Consider the following 18,850-nt stretch of genomic DNA (forward strand, 5'->3'; position numbering starts at 1 on the left):
GGAGCAAGACATGCCTGTGATCCGTGCCGCCGAAGCCCAGGTCCACGAAATGCACAACGCCCGCTTCACCTCCTACATCCGTCCCGAGACGGGCAGCACCGAACTGTGCGTCTGGCAGACCGGAATCGATCCGGGCACGGTGGGAGTAGGCCACAAGATCCTGCGTGAGGAGGCTTTTGTCGTGATCAGGGGCGCGGTGACGCTGCACATCGACGGCGAGGCGTCGGCGCTGGAACCCGGTGACGCGGCCATCGCGCCCGCGGGCTCGACCATCAGCCTGGACAACATCGGATCAGAGCCCGCAGCGCTGGTGGTGACCGTTCCGGTCGGATTCGCCGCAGAGCTCGCCGACGGCACCCGCCTGACCCCGCCCTGGGCGAGCTGAGGCCCCTCGGCACGAGCGGGGGCGGTGGCGGCCTGGCAATCCAGTATCTGGATTGCCAGGCCGTCGAGGTAATAATCAGGCCAGGGTGCCGAGCTCGTCGCTCACCAGGCCGGAGATCGTTGCGAAGAATGCGGCGATGCCGGGCAGGTTCGGGCCCTTGGCGCGGGAGGCGGTGAAATCCGCCTCGGAGCGCCACTCCACCACGTCGAGCCACTCGTCATTCGGCAGGCGAATCAGCCGGGCTCCGAGGAACCCCTCGCGGTCGGCATCGAAATCCGCGACCATCCCCGGCCTGGCGGCCAGCATCTCCTCGACCTTGTCCGGCGCCACCGTGAAACGGGTCAGCTCTACCGTCACTGCCATTACTGCCTCCTTGTCGTAGCAACGGTGCTCAACCCTCGCCGCGGCCGAACTGTTCCGCGGGTGTTCAGCGGCCGATGAGCTCGAGCAGTGGACCGTGGGGCAAGGCGGATGAGAGGTGGTGATCGCGGCCGGTCATATCCTGGTTCACCAGGAGCGCATTCAGCACCGCTTCTTCTACGTAGTGCGTGACGGCCTCGTACAACAGATTCATCCGATGCCACGGCATGGTCGTGCGGGGCTCCAGCTCCGCCTCCGAAATCGACTGCGGTGGCAACGATGTCGATGTCTCGCGGTCGTTGGCGGTGGAGAGTGGCGATCGTGCTCGAACCAATCGGTCGTCTCCACGCGGTGATGTCGAGACATTCCCGGCCGATCACGCCCGATGGTGTCGCGCGTGGCGAAGGACACACCCGGCGTGATCTGATTGTTGGCAACAAAAAATCCCCCGTCGACATGGTGTCGAGGAGGGATTTGGTTTTGCTGTGCGCCATCAGGGACTCGAACCCCGAACCCGCTGATGGAGAGTTCCGGTCAATGTGCTTGTGGTGCTCGGATATTGGTGTGGGGTGTGAAGTTCTGGGGTCGAGTGGGTGCGTTTGTGAGCGGTGTACACGCTGGCTGTCTGTGCACGGGTGCCAGTCGAATTCATGCAACCGGACGGGACTCCGTACGACTTCATGCAGCACATAATCGTGAGCACCCCGGCGGCCAGCTTCACGATTCAGTTCGTGGACAAGGACGGGACGGCTGTGGCGGCGAACCGATATGGGTACTCTGACCCGGATCTACCGGTAGCGCGGCATTCGGGTCCAGGCAGACAGCCACGCGCATACGCCTTGCCATCGATGCCGAACACCGGAATCGGCACCTGATCTGAGCTTGGATACGAGACCATGGTGGTGAGCCCTGAGCCTGGTCGGCCTGCTACCGAGGCCGCCGCGTACCATGTCTTCCGAGTCTCATTACTCTCGGTCACGAAATGAGCGTCCAGGGCCGCATCTGCGTGGTGCCGATGATCTGCTTTTCCTCGGTTTTGGCGACGCCTGCCACGGTCACAGTTTGTTCGGTGCCGTCGGGAAGCGGCACCGACACCGTTGTGCGGATCGTGCCGTCAAACGCGACCGCCTTGCCGGTCGCGCGCAGCACATTGCGAGGCTGTCCGTTGACGTCGGCTACAGCGGACAGCTCGGCGCAGATGTAATCCCGGACCATCTGGCGACTCGACTCGGCCACGTGGGCGTCGAGCAGACGCTCGAGGTCGGAGAGTTCCGCGACATCGGACCCATGCTGGTCGACGTACACAACGCCGACATGCTCAAGCGCCAGGATCGTGAGGTACGACTGCATGATCTGGTAGTAGTCCGTCACGATGGTGGTGTCCTTGTCGACTGATCCGGTCTCGTGCGTACTCGTCTCCTCGGACTGCCCCGCCTTCTGTGTCTCGGCACCTTGTTGCGTCTGGGCAGTGTTCACCGTCGCCGACGAGCGCTGTACCTGCTGGCTGATTCCCTTGTCGACCGACCGGGCGAACGCCGTCCGCAGGTCGTCCGATCCGCCCTTCACACCCAAGTGAGCATTGACCTCCCCTCCCCAAATCCCCTTCGCCGAGGCATCGCCGTGGAAGTCCGCATCCATCGCGTATTGGTAGGTGTCGCGGCTGCCGGTGTCTTGCGAATTCTCCCGAACGTTCTCGGCAAGATCGCTGACGACCGCGGTATTCGAGCTGTCCAGCACGCTGCTCGTCTCGCTGGTCTTTGTCAGGTACTGCGCGGCGATAACCTGAGTCCTGGAGTCCGCCGAGCGGGCTTCGACCACATCCGCCCGGATAAACGGACCCGGCTCGATTCCTCCGACATATCGGTTCAACACATACTCCTCGTGAAGGAACAGCTGGGGGCGTCGTTGCTCGGCCCATCCCTTGACGACGGTCTCAACGGGACCGCTGCGGACGACTCGAGCTCTGTCCGGGGCGTACACCGCACAATTCTGTCCTGCAACGAAGAAAATTGAGCCGACGTCGTCACCGCGTCCCCAGAACGCCAGATCAATGCCCGATGTCCAGGGCTCTTCAAGGCCAGGCCACGCCTCAGCGATCGTTGTCGGTCCAATATCGTATGCGCCCTTGTCGAAGTCATGGCGGAGATAGTTAGCGCCATTGAATACATGAAATCGGCTCGCTAGATCAATTCTTTCATCATGAATAGCGGCATTGCAACCGGATTCACCAAACCATGTTCCAAACGTATTTCCCCAATCCTTGGCCAGCGTTTGAATAGGCCTTTCGATTGCGCCACCCGATTCCGGCTTTGCCTTCCATGCAATGTACTGATTATTGACAAAGAAGAACCACAAATCGGGATACCTCGGTCCAACCCACGAACAAGCGTCGATTCCCACTCCGGCAATTCCGAAAACATCTGCGATCGGCTTAGGCCAGTCGCCGCGACTCCAGGATCCCAGCTCGTTGTCGAACAGAAAGAGCTTATCTTTCTGCAAAAATATTGTTTTCCCAGGAAATAGAACGCCGCCGGACATTGCGGAAGAAAATGTAGCTGAGGTGGGCGAACCCTCGACGTTGACGAAGTCGTCGACGCCTAGTCCCAACGAAATTAAGAGGGACGGGAGTCTCACGCCTTCGATTTCACGGAATCCATCTGTAGTCATCGCAACTGCTCCAGTATGATGATTGACTTGCTATTTCAAAGTGTATTCGATTTGTCCCTAGTCCAGTGGGACGCCGGACTCACCGAAAGATCGAGGTTTAGCGCTCAGGCTTCGTCGGGCGGAGTCAGGCCAATCAGCCGCTGCAATTCCTTTGTTGGCACAAGGATCATCAGCCCAAGCGGTTCACCTTTCAGAGCTTCTATGATGTCTCGCAGCGTAAGCGCCCTCTCCGCCTGATTCTCGAACCAGGCGCCTGTGATAGCCCCGTCCATGTCGAGGTAGTCCACAGGTGGAGGATCCGTAGCCAAATTCATCTCCGGGCCACCGTCGCCTTCAGCTGAGTAGCCACCGTCTACTCCACCGCTCTGGCCACCCTCGAACCCGCCGGCGTCCTCAGCTTGCTGTATATGCTCTAGCGTTTCAGGGGATAGGACCATGACTGGTCCTGAACCGTGGGACTGGATAAACGCTTGCGCGGCTTCGGCTGTCTCGACGGACACCGTTTCGACTTGCGTCATGCTCTCTCTCCCTTAAGTGAATAGATTGCGAATTTTCCTGGTCCATCGGGCGCGCCAGGGTCTAGTTCATTGGTGAAGTGCGGTTTGAGCCCAGGCCGGTCTGTATATATTGAGTGCGCCTCAAAGGTCGGCTATGCCACTGGTCGTTAGGTCAAGATGACATTTTTCGGTGGCTTTCCGTTTGCGGAACTTCAGATTTATAATCAAGGAATGCCTATTGCTTCTGATTTATCCGCGCTTGATATTCGACCTACGAGGCCGATGAGGCCGAATGAGGCGGTCAGGTCGATCCCTTCCTTCTGTAGCCATTCGATCCACTTGTCGACGTTTGACGCCTTATGCCCCCCGGGATGTCATGGCCGTCCTCCGAGGGCTCGCGAGCGGGTACTGTGATACGGACATTCCATTCACTCTCATGATGTGGGCCAACGCCTTCCAGTAAGCGGTTGCCATGGTCGATTGCGAGTTGTAGCTGGACTTCTCCGGCAGCGCGAATTTTCCTTCCGCGGAGAAAATGCCATAGCGCCCGCTCGCCTGCATCGACAGTCCGAGCGTGTCCATCAAGGCGCCATGGGTTTCGACCATATCGAACGAATAGGTGGCCTGCTGCCCACTTACTGAGGTCTCGGTCGTCATCACCCGTAAGGTTTCCCCACGACCTCGCCGGTCAGCAGGTTGACTCTGCGGCTCAACCCTTCCGATCCGTGGAACGGCAACATACTTATCTGGGACATTTGTGGCTTCTCTCTTTTCGAACGGAACGCCGGGCTGTCCGACGATGGGGCCGGCGGAGAATTCACCGCCGGTGAGGAACACTTACACCTCAGCGCCCCAGCCGACTCCAGGCACATCGATCACCATCACGCTCGGCTCGTTGGACGCTCGCTCGCCGTACATTTCGCCGGTCGACCACAGCTATGAGGCGAAGTCACGCAGCTGGCTGATCCGCTCGGCATTCTTCATCTCGGCGACGAAGGCTGAAGACAGGAAATCGGTTCCCTCGATGAATCGCGCGAGCGCCAGGCCCTCACGTAGATCGTCCAGGCCGACCTCGACGCCCGGCACTGCCAGATTCAGGTCCCAGTCCGTCACCGGTTTCCCATCGGCCCATTCCAGCAACGCCATGTTGAAGCCGGCGAACACCGACAGATCCACTGAGCCGCCCAAGCCCACACCCAGCCGGATGCTGGTGACGTTGACGTCACGCCATGGGTTGCTGGCGGAATCGACACGGGTCGCCACGCCCTCGAATGTCTCCGCGCCGAACACAGCGATCCCGCCGAGCTTGGTGCCGACACCCCACCCACGTCTGATCGTCCACAAAACCCATGGCGTACTCCTCGTCCGAACTGAATTGATCGTTCGAGCATGGACTTGTCAGAGACAAAAGGCCTGGGTAGCACCTACCTCACTTTGAAGAGAATCCGCTGCGGTCTACCTGCCCGGCGGCACCGTTGCGGTGAGCGAGTCGATGCCGCCGAAGCAGTTGGCTTTCGATACTTTCGATAGGTGTTGGGGCGAATTGGATTCGGCGCAGTCACTCGTGTTCCCACAACCGTCAATCAAACCCGTGGCCTAGAGTCCAGTATCCCGACTTCGCGAAAACCGGGTACATCAAAGTTTTCGGACTGGCCGGTTCAGTTGCGGTAGTGCCGTTTTGGTCGACGGCGTGGAAGCCGCACCCGCCGATTCGTAGTCGACTTACGGGCCCGCAAATCAGTCGGTTCGCGGCCTTTCCGCCGTCCGGCGGCCCGTGCGTGCCGCAAACTAGCCGCTGCAAAGGTCACCGCGGCATATCGACGACAGCGAAGTGGGGGTATCAAGCAAGTAGTTCGAGTTTGGGGGCAGCGCAGATTGATCGTTGACGCCTAGACGTGCGAGAACACGGCGGAATCGGGAGGTGCCTCGCGGGCTGCTTGGGCTCTGTGGCGACCGATTCGAGTAGTGCGATACGCGGGATATTTGCTCGTCTGGAACTTACGCTGAGGATCCAGCAACTGGCAGGCAACGGGCGGAGGCTTCGATGAACGAGCCAGCTGAACTTCGGATAGCACTCGTATGCTACGGGGGTGTATCCCTCGCCATCTACATGCACGGCATAACCAAAGAGCTACATAAGCTCGTCAGGGCGTCACGCGCGCTCGACAATATTCTGGACTCCGAACCTGATGCACCGAATCCGTTTGACAACCAATCGGACACCGAGGCCGTTTACTTCGATGCATTGCGGGACATGGCCCGGGAAGGCCGTCGACTTTCGGTCAATATCGACATAATCGGCGGAACATCGGCTGGTGGGATCAACGGCATAGTGCTGAGTAAGGCAATCGCGCAGAACGCGAGCCAGGATGACCTGAAGCGGCTGTGGATCGACCATGCAGATCTACGTGCCCTGGTGCGTGCGCCCAGTATCGGCGGAACAGTGACACGCACGTTTTTTGCAGCTCTGTTCAAGCTCGCGACATTCTGGACCCGTCGCGCACCGCTCAACGGCGATCTCATGTCGCGGCTGCTCTACCAGGCGCTCACCGGCATGGACCAACCCACGTCGTCCGGTGCGGCTGGCAATGCGGTCGGACCGGTCGCCGATACGCTGATCCCTGATGGTGGAGCGCTGTCACTGTTCGTAACCACCACCGATCTGAACGGCTTCGACGTAGCGATACGCTCGCCGGACGGCACGGTGGGACAGCGCGAACTGTGCCACGCGCAAGTGCTCGAGTTCATCCAGGAGAACGGCAACAAGCCCATTTTCGGCAAACAGGCCACACCGACTCTGGCGTTTGCCGCGAGGGCTACCTCAGCGTTCCCCGGCGCCTTCGACCCGGTCAATGTCCTGACCTTTCCTCGAGAGGCGGAATTTCCACCAAATGTCGAGGTCGACACTGACCGATTCCGCTTCAACTACGCTGAGAACGGCGTCGATGCCGAGGAGGCGTGGTTCGTGGACGGAGGTGTTCTCGATAATGCGCCCTTCGATCTGGTCATCGACGCGATCAGCCGCAGGCAGGCATCGACCGAGGTCTATCGTCGGCTGGTCTACATCGAGCCCGATCCTGGATGTGCCCTCGAAGCCCCACCAACGGATACCAATAGCGGCAGAGCGGCGAAACGGCGCTGGGGACGTGACCTTTTCCATGTCCTCAATGGGATCAAGGGCAGTCAGTCGATCCTCGACGACCTGATCGACCTGCGGGCGATGAACGAGAAAATCGCCGAAGTGGGCGCTATCGCGGAGCAACAACGGGTGGAGGTGCTCGATCGCATTCGCTATGCGCATCAAAAGTGGCGGGGAGACAACGCGATCGCAAGTAAGACTGTATCAAACAATATCGAGGAAGCCATTGCTGCGATCCCAGTGGAAGTTCTGGAAGATCAGGACGCGTTCCTCGCGACCTCTAGAACAATGCACCAGGAGGCAGCCGAGGCGCTCGGCTCCACATACAACACCTATCAGCGACTCAAGGCAGCGTCGATCGCCAGATGCGTGGCAACCGCGATCGTGAAGCATTTCGCACTACCACTGGAGTCGAGCACCGCAGTGTTCATCCGGTCCTGCACGTTATCTTGGGTGCGTCGGCAACCGTTCTGGGAAAATCCGGATCCCGAAGAGTCGTCGAAGTCGTTGTCGGAGTTCCTGCAACCTATCGATATCCCATATCGCCACCGCCGGATGCAGTTCATCCTCGCGGGTTTGAACAAGCTCTACACGGTCGAGAACGAGCCACTGCGGGCCAGTATCAACCAACTCAAGGCACTTGCCTGGGAACATATCGATGCGATCTTGGCTGGCCCCGTAGCGGCAATCAGCGCACTGGACACCCAGGGCGCCCTCGAATTCCTGCGACCACAGAAACTGCCAGGCGGTACAGCATCCAGCAATATTCGGCCCGATTCGTTCGTTGCATCGAATTTGGATAATTTCGATATGCTATTCGATCAGTACACCAAACAGATCCATGAGACTCAGGGGGGTGGCGGAGACGCACTCTGGCAGGCATTCGCGGCACTGAGGCCTCAGTGGGATAAACGGCATCTTATGCTGTTGGCCAGTCGGTACCTCGGCTTCCCGCTCTGGGACGGGCTGTTGTTCCCGACGATCGCCCTGTCGAATCTCCCGCAGTTCACCCAGATACCAATAACCCAGTTCAGCCCTCTCCGTGCCAAGGCGCTCACGCCACTGAACACCCGCAAACTCGAGGGTTTCGGATACCACCACTTCCGCGCTTTCTTCAAACCAAAGTACCGGGAAAACGACTATCTGTGGGGCCGCCTCGACGCAACGGAACTAATACTGCGAAGTCTGGACGAAACAGTTCCCGGGGCCTCCGCACCGGCAACGGCGCACCTGCCCGACGCCCTCAACGCCATCCTCGACGCAGAATCCGACCTCAAGCAGATTCCACCCCAATTGATCAGACACCTAAGAGACCAGATCAACGGACTCAATACCGACGACGGCACCGACACTGGACCGGGCTGAGCACCGCATGCGGGGGCAATCCAGCAACCAGCACGTGCTGTCAGACACACCGTGTGCACCCTCCGTGGTCGCCGGACAACCTCGGCGCGCTTGACGTGTGGTTCGACGACGAGCAGGGGGGACGGCTGGATCCGCCGACAACCGTTCGCGGGCGGTGCCTTATCGACGGTCTGCGGAGCAGAGGTTCATTTCGAAGCTCCCGGCAGCACCTCCGCCGCGCTGGCCGAGCGCGCCGGAATCGGCGGCTCGACCGCCCGCGAGCTCCTGGTCGCCCTGAAGCGCACCGGCGCAGCGCACCGCACCGACGGGGAATCCGACGGCAGCGCCCGACGCCCCGCTGACCGATGGTGGCCGAAGACCGACACCGACACCGCCCTCGGCGACGAGAACGTCGAGCTTCCCGCTGATTCGGCCGCCACCGCCACCACGGCTGAGGGCTCGAGCGCACCCGCCACCGACGAGGAAAGCCCGACAGCTGGCGCCGACGAGGCCGGCGCCGAAGGGGCCGAGATCGAAGGGGACGAGATGAAGTCCGCCGCAGCGGATCCGGGCGAATCCGCTCCGGCGACCGAGGAGCCCCGCGAACGGCGACACGGAGTCCGACGAGCACGCCGATGTCACCGAGTCGCCGGACGGCAAGGCGGCCGAAGTCTCGGCAGAGGAGGAGCCGGTCAAGGCGCAGCGACTGGGCAAGGGGGTCCTGCGGGGAATGGTCGAGGACTTCCTCACCGACTGCGCGGGAAGGGAATTCACCCCCGGCGAGATCGCGAAGACCCTGCAGTGCTCCGCCGGAGCCATCTACAACGCCTTGGAAAGCTGGTTGCCGACGGCATCATCATCCGCACTTGCGAGGCACCCAAGCGATACAAGCTCGCCCCTGCCGAATAGCGGATCCAGCCCCCTGCCCGTGGCTGGCTGCTGGATCCGCTATTCGGCAGGGAGACAAACCCATGTCCGACAGCGATATCCGATACCAGTCCAGCATCGCCGCCGTCTCCAGGTTGGTCGAATATCTGGAACATCATGCGCTGCAGCGTGATACGCGTGTGGGTGCCGCACCGATATCCGCGTCACGCTCACTTCGCTCGAAGCCGACGCCGACGGACCGGCGTTGCGCGAGGCGTGCTTGAACGACTGGCTGTGCGGGCACGTCGCCCCGCGTCTGGACCCGGGTGGCGCAAGGTAGACGCGGACACCGGCGGACACGCGGCCCATTTTTCGACACCGCTGAGGCGGCAGCGTTGCGCGCGCCCAGGGAACGGATGGTCAGTTACCGCCGTGCCCGAACGGACATGCGAGCAGTATCGCGACGAGTTGGACGAACGCGTTCGCCTTGGTCGCCTACCGCCGGCGTAGATGAAGTGTTCGTAGGTCGCCATGTTTGTCTCCAGTGTCGGTTCGATCTCGCCACACCATCAACGCTCTGAACCCCGGGCGAATCAAGCTCGCATTGAACTCAAAAAGGTTGTGCACCAGGAAAATTCGCCAAGAACCGACTTGACTTCGGTGGCGGGGAGAGGGTTCATGGTGTCGTAGTCCGAACGCACTGGCAGCACACCGGGGCTACCGCCCGGCCGGGGCATGACCACCCATACGACCGATACCGGGAGAAGTCATGTCCAACACCATCAATGCCGTCACCGATTCAGCGACCGCCGCGGATAAGCTGTGGATGGAACTGCACGGCGCCCCCGGCGGCACCTCGGCTGAGCTGGCCGAGCAGGCGGGGATCGGTGGCTCGACCGCCCGTAAACTTCTTGCCGCCCTGGAGTGCAACGGCGCAGCGATCCGCACCGCCGGTGAATCCGACGGTAGCGCACGGCGCCCCGCCGACCGCTGGTGGCCGGAGATCGCTCCCGCCGATAGCGATACCACTGGCGGCGCTGACGCGGTCGGTGAACCTGCCACTGCGGCCGACACCGCCCAAGAAGCGGAGGACGCGCCCGGCACCTACCCCGGACGCGGATGACGCGACAGCGGGCGAACACGAGCCCGGCGTGCCGGATACCGAGACCGCAGAGACAGGGTCGCAGACCGGCACGGAGAGCCCACTGACACCGACACCGAGCCCACATCGGTCGCCCCCGATGCGGAGGCGGGCGGGAAGCCGAAGCGGCTGGCTTCGGGTGCCCTGCGGGGGATGGCCGAGGACTTCCTGCGCGACTGCGCGGGCCGGTAGTTCACGCCAGGCGAGATCGCCAAGAGCATAGGCCGCTCGGCCGGGCTATCCACAACGCACTCGAACGGCTCGTGGCCGACGGCATCGCCGTGCGGACCTGCGAGGCACCAAGCGGTACATGCTCGAGAGCTGCCCCTGGCCAGCCGCCTGCCTCGGGCACCGACCACCACGGATCGGTGACCCTGGCTGGCAGCTGGACCAGTGGTGTGGGTCTCCCGTTGGACGTTTTGTATGCGGTTGGTCAGATCGCGCTGCGGCGGGTCAGGTCGGGCAGTTTTGTCTCGTGGATTTGCCATCGGGTTTTCACTGCCTGGTGTCTGAAGCGACGGGCATACTCCACTTCGTCGCCGACGAGTGGCAGCAGGGTCATCAGTCGTATGAGCTGGTGGCCGGATTAGTCGCGGACGATATCGAAGTCGGCGCCAAAGCAGGGATGGTGGTCGGCGACGATCCCGAAGATGCCGGTGTCGGTGACGAGGGGGGAGTTGCTGGCCATCTGGTCCCCGGCGTTGAGACCGGGTTGGACGAGGAGTGCATCGCAATGATGTCCAGCAGAGCTCGCGCCAGACCGGCTTGACTGCGGTACGCGGTGACCACATGGCGGGACGCACGCGGCACTCTGTACAAGGATGTGACTCAGTACACATTCCGGAAGACAGTGGCAACGCTGATCGCTGAGGCGTCGGATTCGAAAACGGCCGCGAAGCAGTTGGGGCATTCTCGTGAGGGCATCACGGAGCGGCATTACATCGTCTCGCCGGAGCGGGCACCGGACTCATCGTCCGTGCTGGAGCTGGGGTTAGGCACGGCCAGCTGAGGAACCGTTGGTGGTGACTTTTTGGTGTTCTTTTGGTGACGGTCCGGTAGATCGGAACGGGCCCGATCATAGTATCGGGCCTGACCTGTTAATTTAGGTGCGCCATCAGGGACTCGAACCCCGAACCCGCTGATTAAGAGTCAGCTGCTCTGCCAATTGAGCTAATGGCGCTTGCTCCGTGTTCCGGTGCGGGACAGACATTAACAGGCCGAGGGCGCAGAAGTGAAATCGATATCCGGGCGGGGGCGTCGGTCGAGTTCGCGAGGGGTGTTAACGCCCGGTGGGGTAGTCGGGATCTAACCGGTGGACTCGCCTGCGTCGACGCTGCGTTCGCGTTTGTTCGGGCTTGCGGAGCTGGCAGAATATCGGGCGTGGTCTCGACCGATCCCGCCGGCGCGGTGGGTTGAGCTAGCAATCGGTTGGATCCGAAGCCATCGGTGCGCTTCTTGGCGCACCGGGACTTGAAACGGGGTTGAGATGAGCGTTGCGCAGGGTCGACATCGGACGATGGGGAAAGTCACCGCACCTCTGGTTGTGTTCGCTGTATTCGCGCTGGTCTTATCGGCGTGCTCGTCGGGCAGCGCCGACAGCTCGCAGGTCGCCATCGATCGCAACCCCATCACCGAACTGATCAAGCCGAAGCTGTTGTCCCCGGTCAAGGACGGTGACGTGGGGGTTTCGCCGGGTATGCCGATGGTCTTCAAGGCCGACGACGGCAAGTTCACCGCCGTGACATTGCTCAACCCGCAGGGCGAGTCGGTGAGCGGCAAGCTGGCCGCCGATGGCCGGTCCTGGGAGACCACCGAGGTGCTCGGCTACGGCAAGGCCTACCGGCTGCGCGCCGACGCCATCGGCCTCGGCGGGGCGAACTCCACCACCTTGAGCTTCACCACCAGTTCGCCGGACAGCCAGACCCATCCATACCTGCTGCCGGGTGAGGGTGAGGTGGTCGGCATCGGGCAGCCGGTCGCGGTGCAGTTCGACGAGAACATCCCCGACCGCAAGGCCGCCCAGAATGCGATAAAGATCACCACCGAGCCCGCGGTGGAGGGCGCGTTCTACTGGGTGAACAACCGTGAGGTTCGGTGGCGGCCCGAGCACTTCTGGGCGCCGGGCACCAAGGTCACCGTCGAGGTGAATGTCTATGGCAAGAATCTGGGCAACGGCCTGTTCGGTCAGGACAACATCCACTCCTTCTTCACCGTCGGTGACGCGGTGGTCTTCACCGCCGACGACAACACCAAGCAGGTGACCGTCGAGCAGAACGGCCAGGTCGTGCGGACCATGCCGACCTCGATGGGCAAGTCGGGCACGCCCACCGACAACGGCGTCTACATCGTGAGCGACCGGTTCGAGAAGATCATCATGGACTCCTCGACCTACGGCGTTCCGGTGGGTTCGTCCGATGGCTACAAGACTCCGGTCGACTACGCGACCCGCCTCTCCTACAGCGGCATCTTCTTCCATTCCGCGCCGTGGTCGGTCGGTCAGCAGGGGTATTCGAACACCAGCCACGGCTGTCTGAACCTGAGTCCGGCCAACGCCCAGTGGGTCTATCAGAACGCCAAGCGCGGCGACATCACCATCGTCAAGAACACGGTGGGCGGCACCCTGTCGGGTGTCGACGGCCTCGGTGACTGGAACATTGCGTGGCCGGAATGGAAGGCGGGCAACGCCGACGTCCGGTGACGAAGGAGAAGGCCCCCGGCGATCCTTGGGTTCACATGGTCGTCGGGGGCCTTCTCGTGTCCTGGGACGGGCGAAAATCAGGGGATGACAGGTCCTGGCGTGCCTGGGCAGGTGAGATTCGCGTTGATCGCGCTGCCCAACGCGGCGCACAGCAGCGGGCCGCCGAAGAGGAGCTTTTCGAAGGCGGCCAAGGCCGCGCCTGCGGACCCGGTGCCCGAGGACCCGGTTGTGGTCACCCCGCCCGCCGATCCGGTGCTGCCCGATCCGGTCGAGGACTCCAGTCCGGTCGACTCCATCGGTGTTCCGAGATCCGCGGCGGCCGTTGCGGTGGCTCCGGTCAGCAATGTTGCGCCGACGAGGGCCGCGATAACTGTGGCACGCATCACGAACTGTTGTCTTTCTTGTCAACCAGGGCGATGCCTGGCGACACCTCCCCTCGAGCCGCAGTCTACGGAGTGAAACGGAGATCTGTCAGACAATCGGCGAAGTCGCCGTTCTCGAACGACGAGGGGCTGCGGGACAGCGAAACTGCCTGTCGCGCAGGGTGGTCAGCGCTCAGGACGCGCGCTCGGCCTCAAGGATCTCGCCGATATCGAAGAATTCCCACTGGTTGGGCGGCATCATCGCGGTGACGTGGACCTGCCGCTGCTCGAAATCCAGCAGCAGTGCCACATGGATGCCCGGCTTCAGGGTCCAGCAGACCAGGTAGAAGTCCTCGCGCAGCTTGCGCGCACGGTAGGAAATTGCGTCGACCGCGTGCCGGTTGGGGTCGCTGAGCAGGACGAAGCCGAGGCTGTCTGCGGTGAATGTCATGCGGTAGTGGTTGCCGGTCGTGTATCGGTACTCGATAACCGTTCCGGCCAGCTCGGTGGTGGACGGACCGCCGATCAGATCGGGGTGGCCTGCGGTCTCTTGCGCTATGTCGGTCATTTCTCTCTCCATGGAAAAGGGCTTCAGGACGCGATGCTGGGAAGGGAGTAGAGCTCGTCGTGCGCGATGGTGACGCAGTGCAGCGCCTGGGCGGGGTTCAGCCGCCGCGACACCGCCAGGCGCAGACCGCCGGGGATCACGCCCGCGCGCCGACATGCGTCGAAGAAACCGTGTATTTCGAGGGCGATCGCCTCGAAGTCGGTGGTCTCGAGTCCACGGCCGGTGCGGTGAGCGGCGGCGGGCATCGGATCGCAGACCCAGGCGACCGGCACTCCGGTGGCCGTGGCGGCCGCCAGCAGCGGCGGCAGCAGCGCGGTGTCGAGGCGGGCGATCAGCGTGAGTCTGCCGGGGATCTTGTCGGGATTGAGCCGCAGGCACAGCGCGGCTATGTCGTCCGGCTCGGCTGTCGGTCCGACGGTGACCGCGATCGGGTTGTCGATCGCGGTCGCGAGCCGCAGATGAGCCTCGCTGCCGGTGTGGTCGCCGACCCACAGTAGGTGGGCGGAGCCTGCCCACCAGCGGCCGTCGTCATGGCGGCGCGTCAGCGCGTGTGCGTAGGGCAGCAGCGCCTCGTGTGAGGTCCACAGCCGTGGCACCAGACTGTGCAGCTGGCGGCCGCCGGGCGGTGCGGTGGTGGCGCCCGCGAACATGTCGGCAACGTTGCGCAATAGTTCCGCCGACAACGGATTCGGGCCGGCGTCGGCAGCGTGATCCAATAGCGCGACCGCCGGTGCCGGCGGCGCCACCGGATGGGTCCGAAGGTGATTGAGCGTCGCTGCGGCATGGAGATACGTCGACAGCATCTCCTGAGGATCGGGGTTGGGCGCAGACCATGGCCGTGCGCGCTGATCGGCGATCCGGCTGATCGTCACGATGCGCCGACCCGATCCGAATGCCAGGACCGCGGCGGCGGCCGCCGCCATCGCCTGGCCGGCAATGAGCATGCCTGCGCGGCCGTTGGCGGGTGTTTCGACAGAGTCGCCCACATGCAATGCGAATGCTTGTCCGGTCGTCACCATGGCGAGTTCGGATGTGAGAGCGTCGCATTCGTCGACACTTACGAGCGGGGGCAGTTCGCGCAGCTGATCGGCATCGGCACGGGCGGCGTCCAGCCATAGCGGCGCTGTGGTCGGTTCGCCGGTCCAGCGCGACGGCGATACCGGCTCGTCATCCCATGGCAGCTCGGGATATTCGACGAGGAGTTCGGGTGAGATCAGGCCAGGATTGAAGCTCTCCCGGATGTAGCACAGTGGGCCTGTGTCGACCCGCATGATGTAGGACCGAGATGCGCACACCCGCTGATCAGGCCATCGTGCCAAGCCCGCCCGCAGCAACTCGCGGCGTTGGGCGACCTGTCGGGCCTGCAGGCTGTGTCCGATGGCGGTGTCGACACTGTCGAGCTTGTGCTGCGCGCCCACACCTACGGCGCTGACGACGTAATTGACCGATACCGGAATCGAATCCGGGTTGAGCAAGCATGATCGCCGGACCATCACCTCGGTGCCGGACGGTAACTGCAACGGTGCTCGAACGGTGTCGGGCAGCCGATCGGCGGACATGATGTCCTGGCGCAGCACCCGCACCCGCAATGTGGTGCCGAGAGCTGATTCCAGCGCCGGTGTGGTCAGGTTCGTGTTGGTGACGAGCATTCGAGTGGTCGGATCGGCGAACCGTGCTCCGCCAGTCGGTGCCGCCAACTCGGGCTGGCCGAGACGCGGTCGGCACCGCGCCGCGCCGATGGGATTCTTCTCGCGGGGAAACGCGGTCGCGGCTTCCATCTCATGCATTGGACCCAAACCCGTTTATCTTTTTGATGATTCGCCCCTTGCGGCATCATCCTGCACCTATTTCTTTGATCTGTCTACTCGAGATAGCGGCAGAATCGACTTCTGGGTGCGCAAAGAATTGGTCATATCTAATACGTATCGTTAACTTTTGGTTATCGAAGATATCGGTATGCGTACGTATGCGAATCCATGTGTCGGACATCACGATTGAGTGGAGTTATCGTCGTGTTCTGTTGGTTGACAGTGTCGCACTGGGGGGTGATTATCAGATCCCATACGTTCGACGATCGGGTATTCGTCAAACACTTCGCTACGTCTGTACAAAGGCATAGGTGAAAAGGCATGACCGCGGCCGTAATTGACCCATACCTCGTTGCTATCGCCACTGAGGTTCCCCCTCATCAATATTCGACCGAGGAGTTACTCGCCGCCAGTCACGGGCATTTGTCCGACAAGCTCGGGGCAATGCTCGGAAGCCTCGGCATCGAGCAGCGGCACTCGGTGCTCGCCAACTATCCGGATGTACTGTTCGGGGGCGCCGAACCGCAGCTGGACATCGCCGCGGCCGATCTCGCGGTCCGGGCGGCTCGCAAATGCCTTGCCAAAGCTGATGTTTCGCCCGACTCGATCGGCCTCGTGCTCGGCGTGAGCAGTACTCCCGGGCGACTGCTGCCGAGCCTGGTTTGCGACATATTCGCGCGGATGCCGGAACTGCCGCGGACCGCGCCGAATCTGAGCATCGAATATATGGGCTGTTCGGCAATGGCGAAGGCCGTCGAGACGGCGAGATGGTTCCTCACGTGCAACCCGGAGAAGCGGGTCCTGGTCTGCTTCATGGAAGCGATCACGCCGTTGTCTCCGGTGCTTCCCGGCTTCTACTCACATTTCTCGGAAGTGGGACCGCAGCAACGTCAGGGCACCGTGGACGTCATGCACGGGTTTCTGTTCGCGGACGCGGCCGTGGCCATGGTGTTCGGCGCGGAGGGCGACGGGCCGTCGTTCGGCCCGGTGGCCAACCTGACCAACGAGCTGGCGTCGGACGCCGAACTCGGCACCGTTCCGGACGGTGGCTCGGACATCCCGGTGGTGTACGGGCGTCGCATCTACACACTGAGTCCCGATGTCACACCGCGTGGCGCCCACTACGCCAGTGAGACGGTGCGCATGACACTGGCGGACGACTCCTGCGAGCTGTCGAAGCCCGCCGACGCCTCGGCGCTGCTCTTGCATACCGGCAGCATGCGCATCGTCGACGCGCTGTGCGCCGAGTTCGGCGTCGACAAGGACAGCGAGGTTGTCGCCTCGTCGTATCGAGTGCTGCGTGACCACGGCAACACCCTCGGATGTTCGGTTCCCCTCATGGTGGCGGAGCCGGTGCACCGCCCGGCCGGACAAGGCCTGCTCGTGGCTTTCGGGCTGAGCTTCAGTTGCGGTGCGTTCACGATGACCGTCCCCGAAGGCGGATGGAATCCCCAGTGAACGCAATGGATTTCGATGTCGCCGCTGCCGTCGGGCAGCGCAACCTCGCCGAATTCGTGTGGGGAGCCGGTGACCGGGACGGGGTCGCGCTGATCGAACACTCGACCGGCCGGACCTACCGTCATCGCGAACTTATCTTCGCCGCAAGGCGATTCGCGGCCGCGCTGATTCAGCGCGGGCTGCACCCCGGTGCCAATGTGGCGGTGATTTGCTCTAACGGCGCCGAGTTCATCGCCGCGTACTACGGTGCGTTGCTCGTCGGCGGTGTGGTTGTTGCGCTGGATCCGTTGGGCGCCACCGACGAATGGGAGGCCGCGCTCGCCCGTACGCCGGCCGGCTTCGCCGTCGTGACCGGTGCGGTGTGGCATACGCTCGCGCGAGAGCGCTTGGCGGAGCGATTCGCGCACGTGGTGGTGATCGACGACGACGGCATGGTTCCGGCGCAGCGGAGCACCGACGTGGTCGGGTGGGGCGCGATGCTCGCCGAGGCCACGACGACCGTTCCCGCGGCCGCCGGCGGTGACCGTGCGGCGATGCTGATCGCGTCGAGCGGGACCCAGGGCGAGCCCAAGCAGATTGTGCTGACTCACCGTAATATCGCCGCGAATCTCGTGCAGATCGATCTCGCGCACCGGCTGACGGCGCAGGACGTCGTGCTCGGTCTCACTCCGTTCCGGCATGTGTACGGGATGCTCCATCCGCTGAACAGCACGCTGCGGGTCCGGGCGACGGTTGTCACGGTGGCCACTCCGTTCACCGCCGCGGACCTGCTCGACACCATCCAACGTCGGCGCATCACCGTCGCGTACCTGGTGCCGAGCGTGCTCGCCGAACTTGCCAGGTTCCCCGACGTCGAACGCTACGACACCAGCAGCGTGCGGCTGGTCTACTCGGGCGGTGCGCCACTGCCCATCGAAGTCGCGGCGACTTGCGCACGAATCCTGGGAGCCCCGGTTGTGCAGGGTTACGGCATGACCGAAGCCTGCTGCACCTACGCCCCGCCCGACATCGATCCCGGCCCGGCGGGATCGATCGGTCTGCCGGTGCCGGGAACACAGACCCGATTCGTCGATCCCGATACCGGCCTCGATGTCGACGAAGCCGATCCCGGTGAGATCTGGATCCGCGGTCCACAGGTTTCGCCGGGCTTCGTGCAGGGCGACGGCGAGATCGTTCCGGTCACCGACGAGGACGGCTGGCTGCACACCGGCGACATCGGTCGCCGTGATGCCAGGGGATACGTCACCATCACCGGTCGGGCCAAGCAGCTCATCAAGTACAAGGGGCATCAGGTTGCGCCCGCCGAGCTCGAAGCGATCCTGCTCGGTCATCCGAACGTCGCCGACGCGGTGGTGGTGGGAGTGCCGGACGAGATCGCCGGGGAGATCCCGGTGGCCTACGTGGTCCTGAGCGCCGATGTCCCGCTCGATGACGTGTCGGCATACGTCGCCGAGCGGGTGGCGCCGTACAAGAAGATCCGCCGCATCGAGGCGCTCACCACCATTCCTCGGTCCGCCATGGGCAAGCCGCTGCGCAGCAGCCTCGGCCACTGATCA

Annotated in this window: 17 protein-coding genes and 1 tRNA gene; 7 read left to right on the forward strand and 11 right to left on the reverse strand. The window is 62.9% G+C overall.

Features of this window, described 5'->3' with window-relative positions; all coding sequences use genetic code 11:
* Positions 1-10 precede the first annotated feature (10 nt).
* A complete protein-coding gene (locus tag ACLMAL_RS23765; RefSeq protein WP_412001091.1) occupies positions 11-385 on the forward strand; it encodes a cupin domain-containing protein in 375 nt (124 codons plus the stop codon).
* 75 nt (positions 386-460) lie between these two features.
* On the opposite strand, the gene ACLMAL_RS23770 is transcribed toward ACLMAL_RS23765, so the two are convergent.
* The 6 genes from ACLMAL_RS23770 to ACLMAL_RS23795 all read right to left on the reverse strand — a co-directional run bounded on the left by ACLMAL_RS23770 (position 461) and on the right by ACLMAL_RS23795 (position 5,199).
* A complete protein-coding gene (locus ACLMAL_RS23770; protein WP_412001092.1) occupies positions 461-748 on the reverse strand; it encodes an antibiotic biosynthesis monooxygenase family protein in 288 nt (95 codons plus the stop codon).
* A 64-nt stretch (positions 749-812) separates the two neighbouring features.
* On the reverse strand, positions 813-1,079 hold the full coding sequence (locus ACLMAL_RS23775) for a P1 family peptidase (protein WP_412001093.1): 267 nt from the start codon (positions 1,077-1,079) through the stop codon (positions 813-815).
* A gap of 641 nt (positions 1,080-1,720) precedes the next feature.
* A complete protein-coding gene (locus ACLMAL_RS23780) occupies positions 1,721-3,412 on the reverse strand; it encodes a hypothetical protein (protein ID WP_412001094.1) in 1,692 nt (563 codons plus the stop codon).
* 104 nt (positions 3,413-3,516) lie between these two features.
* Positions 3,517-3,930: a hypothetical protein gene (locus tag ACLMAL_RS23785; protein WP_412001095.1), complete on the reverse strand. Its 414-nt coding sequence runs from the start codon at positions 3,928-3,930 to the stop codon at positions 3,517-3,519.
* Positions 3,931-4,266: 336 nt separating this feature from the next.
* Positions 4,267-4,566 carry a hypothetical protein gene (locus ACLMAL_RS23790; protein WP_412001096.1) on the reverse strand — a complete coding sequence of 100 codons (300 nt, stop codon included), beginning with the start codon at positions 4,564-4,566 and terminating at the stop codon, positions 4,267-4,269.
* Between the two features lie 279 nt (positions 4,567-4,845).
* On the reverse strand, positions 4,846-5,199 hold the full coding sequence (locus ACLMAL_RS23795) for a hypothetical protein (protein WP_412001097.1): 354 nt from the start codon (positions 5,197-5,199) through the stop codon (positions 4,846-4,848).
* Between the two features lie 754 nt (positions 5,200-5,953).
* Between ACLMAL_RS23795 and ACLMAL_RS23800 the strand changes: the two genes are divergently transcribed.
* Positions 5,954-8,413, forward strand: coding sequence for a patatin-like protein (locus ACLMAL_RS23800; RefSeq protein ID WP_412001098.1), 2,460 nt, complete (start codon positions 5,954-5,956; stop codon positions 8,411-8,413).
* Positions 8,414-8,572: 159 nt separating this feature from the next.
* On the opposite strand, the gene ACLMAL_RS23805 is transcribed toward ACLMAL_RS23800, so the two are convergent.
* Positions 8,573-9,211, reverse strand: coding sequence for a hypothetical protein (locus ACLMAL_RS23805; protein WP_412001099.1), 639 nt, complete (start codon positions 9,209-9,211; stop codon positions 8,573-8,575).
* Positions 9,212-10,028: 817 nt separating this feature from the next.
* Here ACLMAL_RS23805 and ACLMAL_RS23810 point away from each other — a divergent pair.
* A complete protein-coding gene (locus tag ACLMAL_RS23810; protein WP_412001100.1) occupies positions 10,029-10,382 on the forward strand; it encodes a hypothetical protein in 354 nt (117 codons plus the stop codon).
* Positions 10,383-10,875: 493 nt separating this feature from the next.
* The gene (locus tag ACLMAL_RS23815; protein ID WP_412001101.1) at positions 10,876-11,169 is read left to right on the forward strand and encodes a hypothetical protein; all 294 of its coding nucleotides are present in this window, start codon (positions 10,876-10,878) and stop codon (positions 11,167-11,169) included.
* Positions 11,170-11,507: 338 nt separating this feature from the next.
* Here ACLMAL_RS23815 and ACLMAL_RS23820 read toward each other — a convergent pair.
* A tRNA-Lys gene (locus ACLMAL_RS23820) sits at positions 11,508-11,580 on the reverse strand.
* A gap of 306 nt (positions 11,581-11,886) precedes the next feature.
* Between ACLMAL_RS23820 and ACLMAL_RS23825 the strand changes: the two genes are divergently transcribed.
* Positions 11,887-13,098: a L,D-transpeptidase gene (locus ACLMAL_RS23825; RefSeq protein ID WP_412001102.1), complete on the forward strand. Its 1,212-nt coding sequence runs from the start codon at positions 11,887-11,889 to the stop codon at positions 13,096-13,098.
* A gap of 77 nt (positions 13,099-13,175) precedes the next feature.
* On the opposite strand, the gene ACLMAL_RS23830 is transcribed toward ACLMAL_RS23825, so the two are convergent.
* From ACLMAL_RS23830 to ACLMAL_RS23840, 3 genes are all read right to left on the reverse strand, one after another.
* Complete coding sequence (locus ACLMAL_RS23830) at positions 13,176-13,481, reverse strand: hypothetical protein (protein WP_412001103.1); 306 nt, start codon at positions 13,479-13,481, stop codon at positions 13,176-13,178.
* Between the two features lie 172 nt (positions 13,482-13,653).
* The gene (locus tag ACLMAL_RS23835; RefSeq protein WP_412001104.1) at positions 13,654-14,028 is read right to left on the reverse strand and encodes a MoaF-related domain-containing protein; all 375 of its coding nucleotides are present in this window, start codon (positions 14,026-14,028) and stop codon (positions 13,654-13,656) included.
* 23 nt (positions 14,029-14,051) lie between these two features.
* Complete coding sequence (locus ACLMAL_RS23840; RefSeq protein ID WP_412001105.1) at positions 14,052-15,806, reverse strand: 3-deoxy-7-phosphoheptulonate synthase; 1,755 nt, start codon at positions 15,804-15,806, stop codon at positions 14,052-14,054.
* A gap of 351 nt (positions 15,807-16,157) precedes the next feature.
* Between ACLMAL_RS23840 and ACLMAL_RS23845 the strand changes: the two genes are divergently transcribed.
* Together ACLMAL_RS23845 and ACLMAL_RS23850 are read left to right on the forward strand one after the other, a co-directional pair.
* On the forward strand, positions 16,158-17,294 hold the full coding sequence (locus tag ACLMAL_RS23845) for a 3-oxoacyl-[acyl-carrier-protein] synthase III C-terminal domain-containing protein (RefSeq protein ID WP_412001106.1): 1,137 nt from the start codon (positions 16,158-16,160) through the stop codon (positions 17,292-17,294).
* 5 nt (positions 17,295-17,299) lie between these two features.
* A complete protein-coding gene (locus ACLMAL_RS23850; RefSeq protein ID WP_412001124.1) occupies positions 17,300-18,847 on the forward strand; it encodes an AMP-binding protein in 1,548 nt (515 codons plus the stop codon).
* Positions 18,848-18,850 lie beyond the last annotated feature (3 nt).

The organism is Nocardia sp. CWNU-33 (genome assembly GCF_046764895.1).
In the GTDB taxonomy this organism is placed as follows: Bacteria; Actinomycetota; Actinomycetes; order Mycobacteriales; family Mycobacteriaceae; genus Nocardia.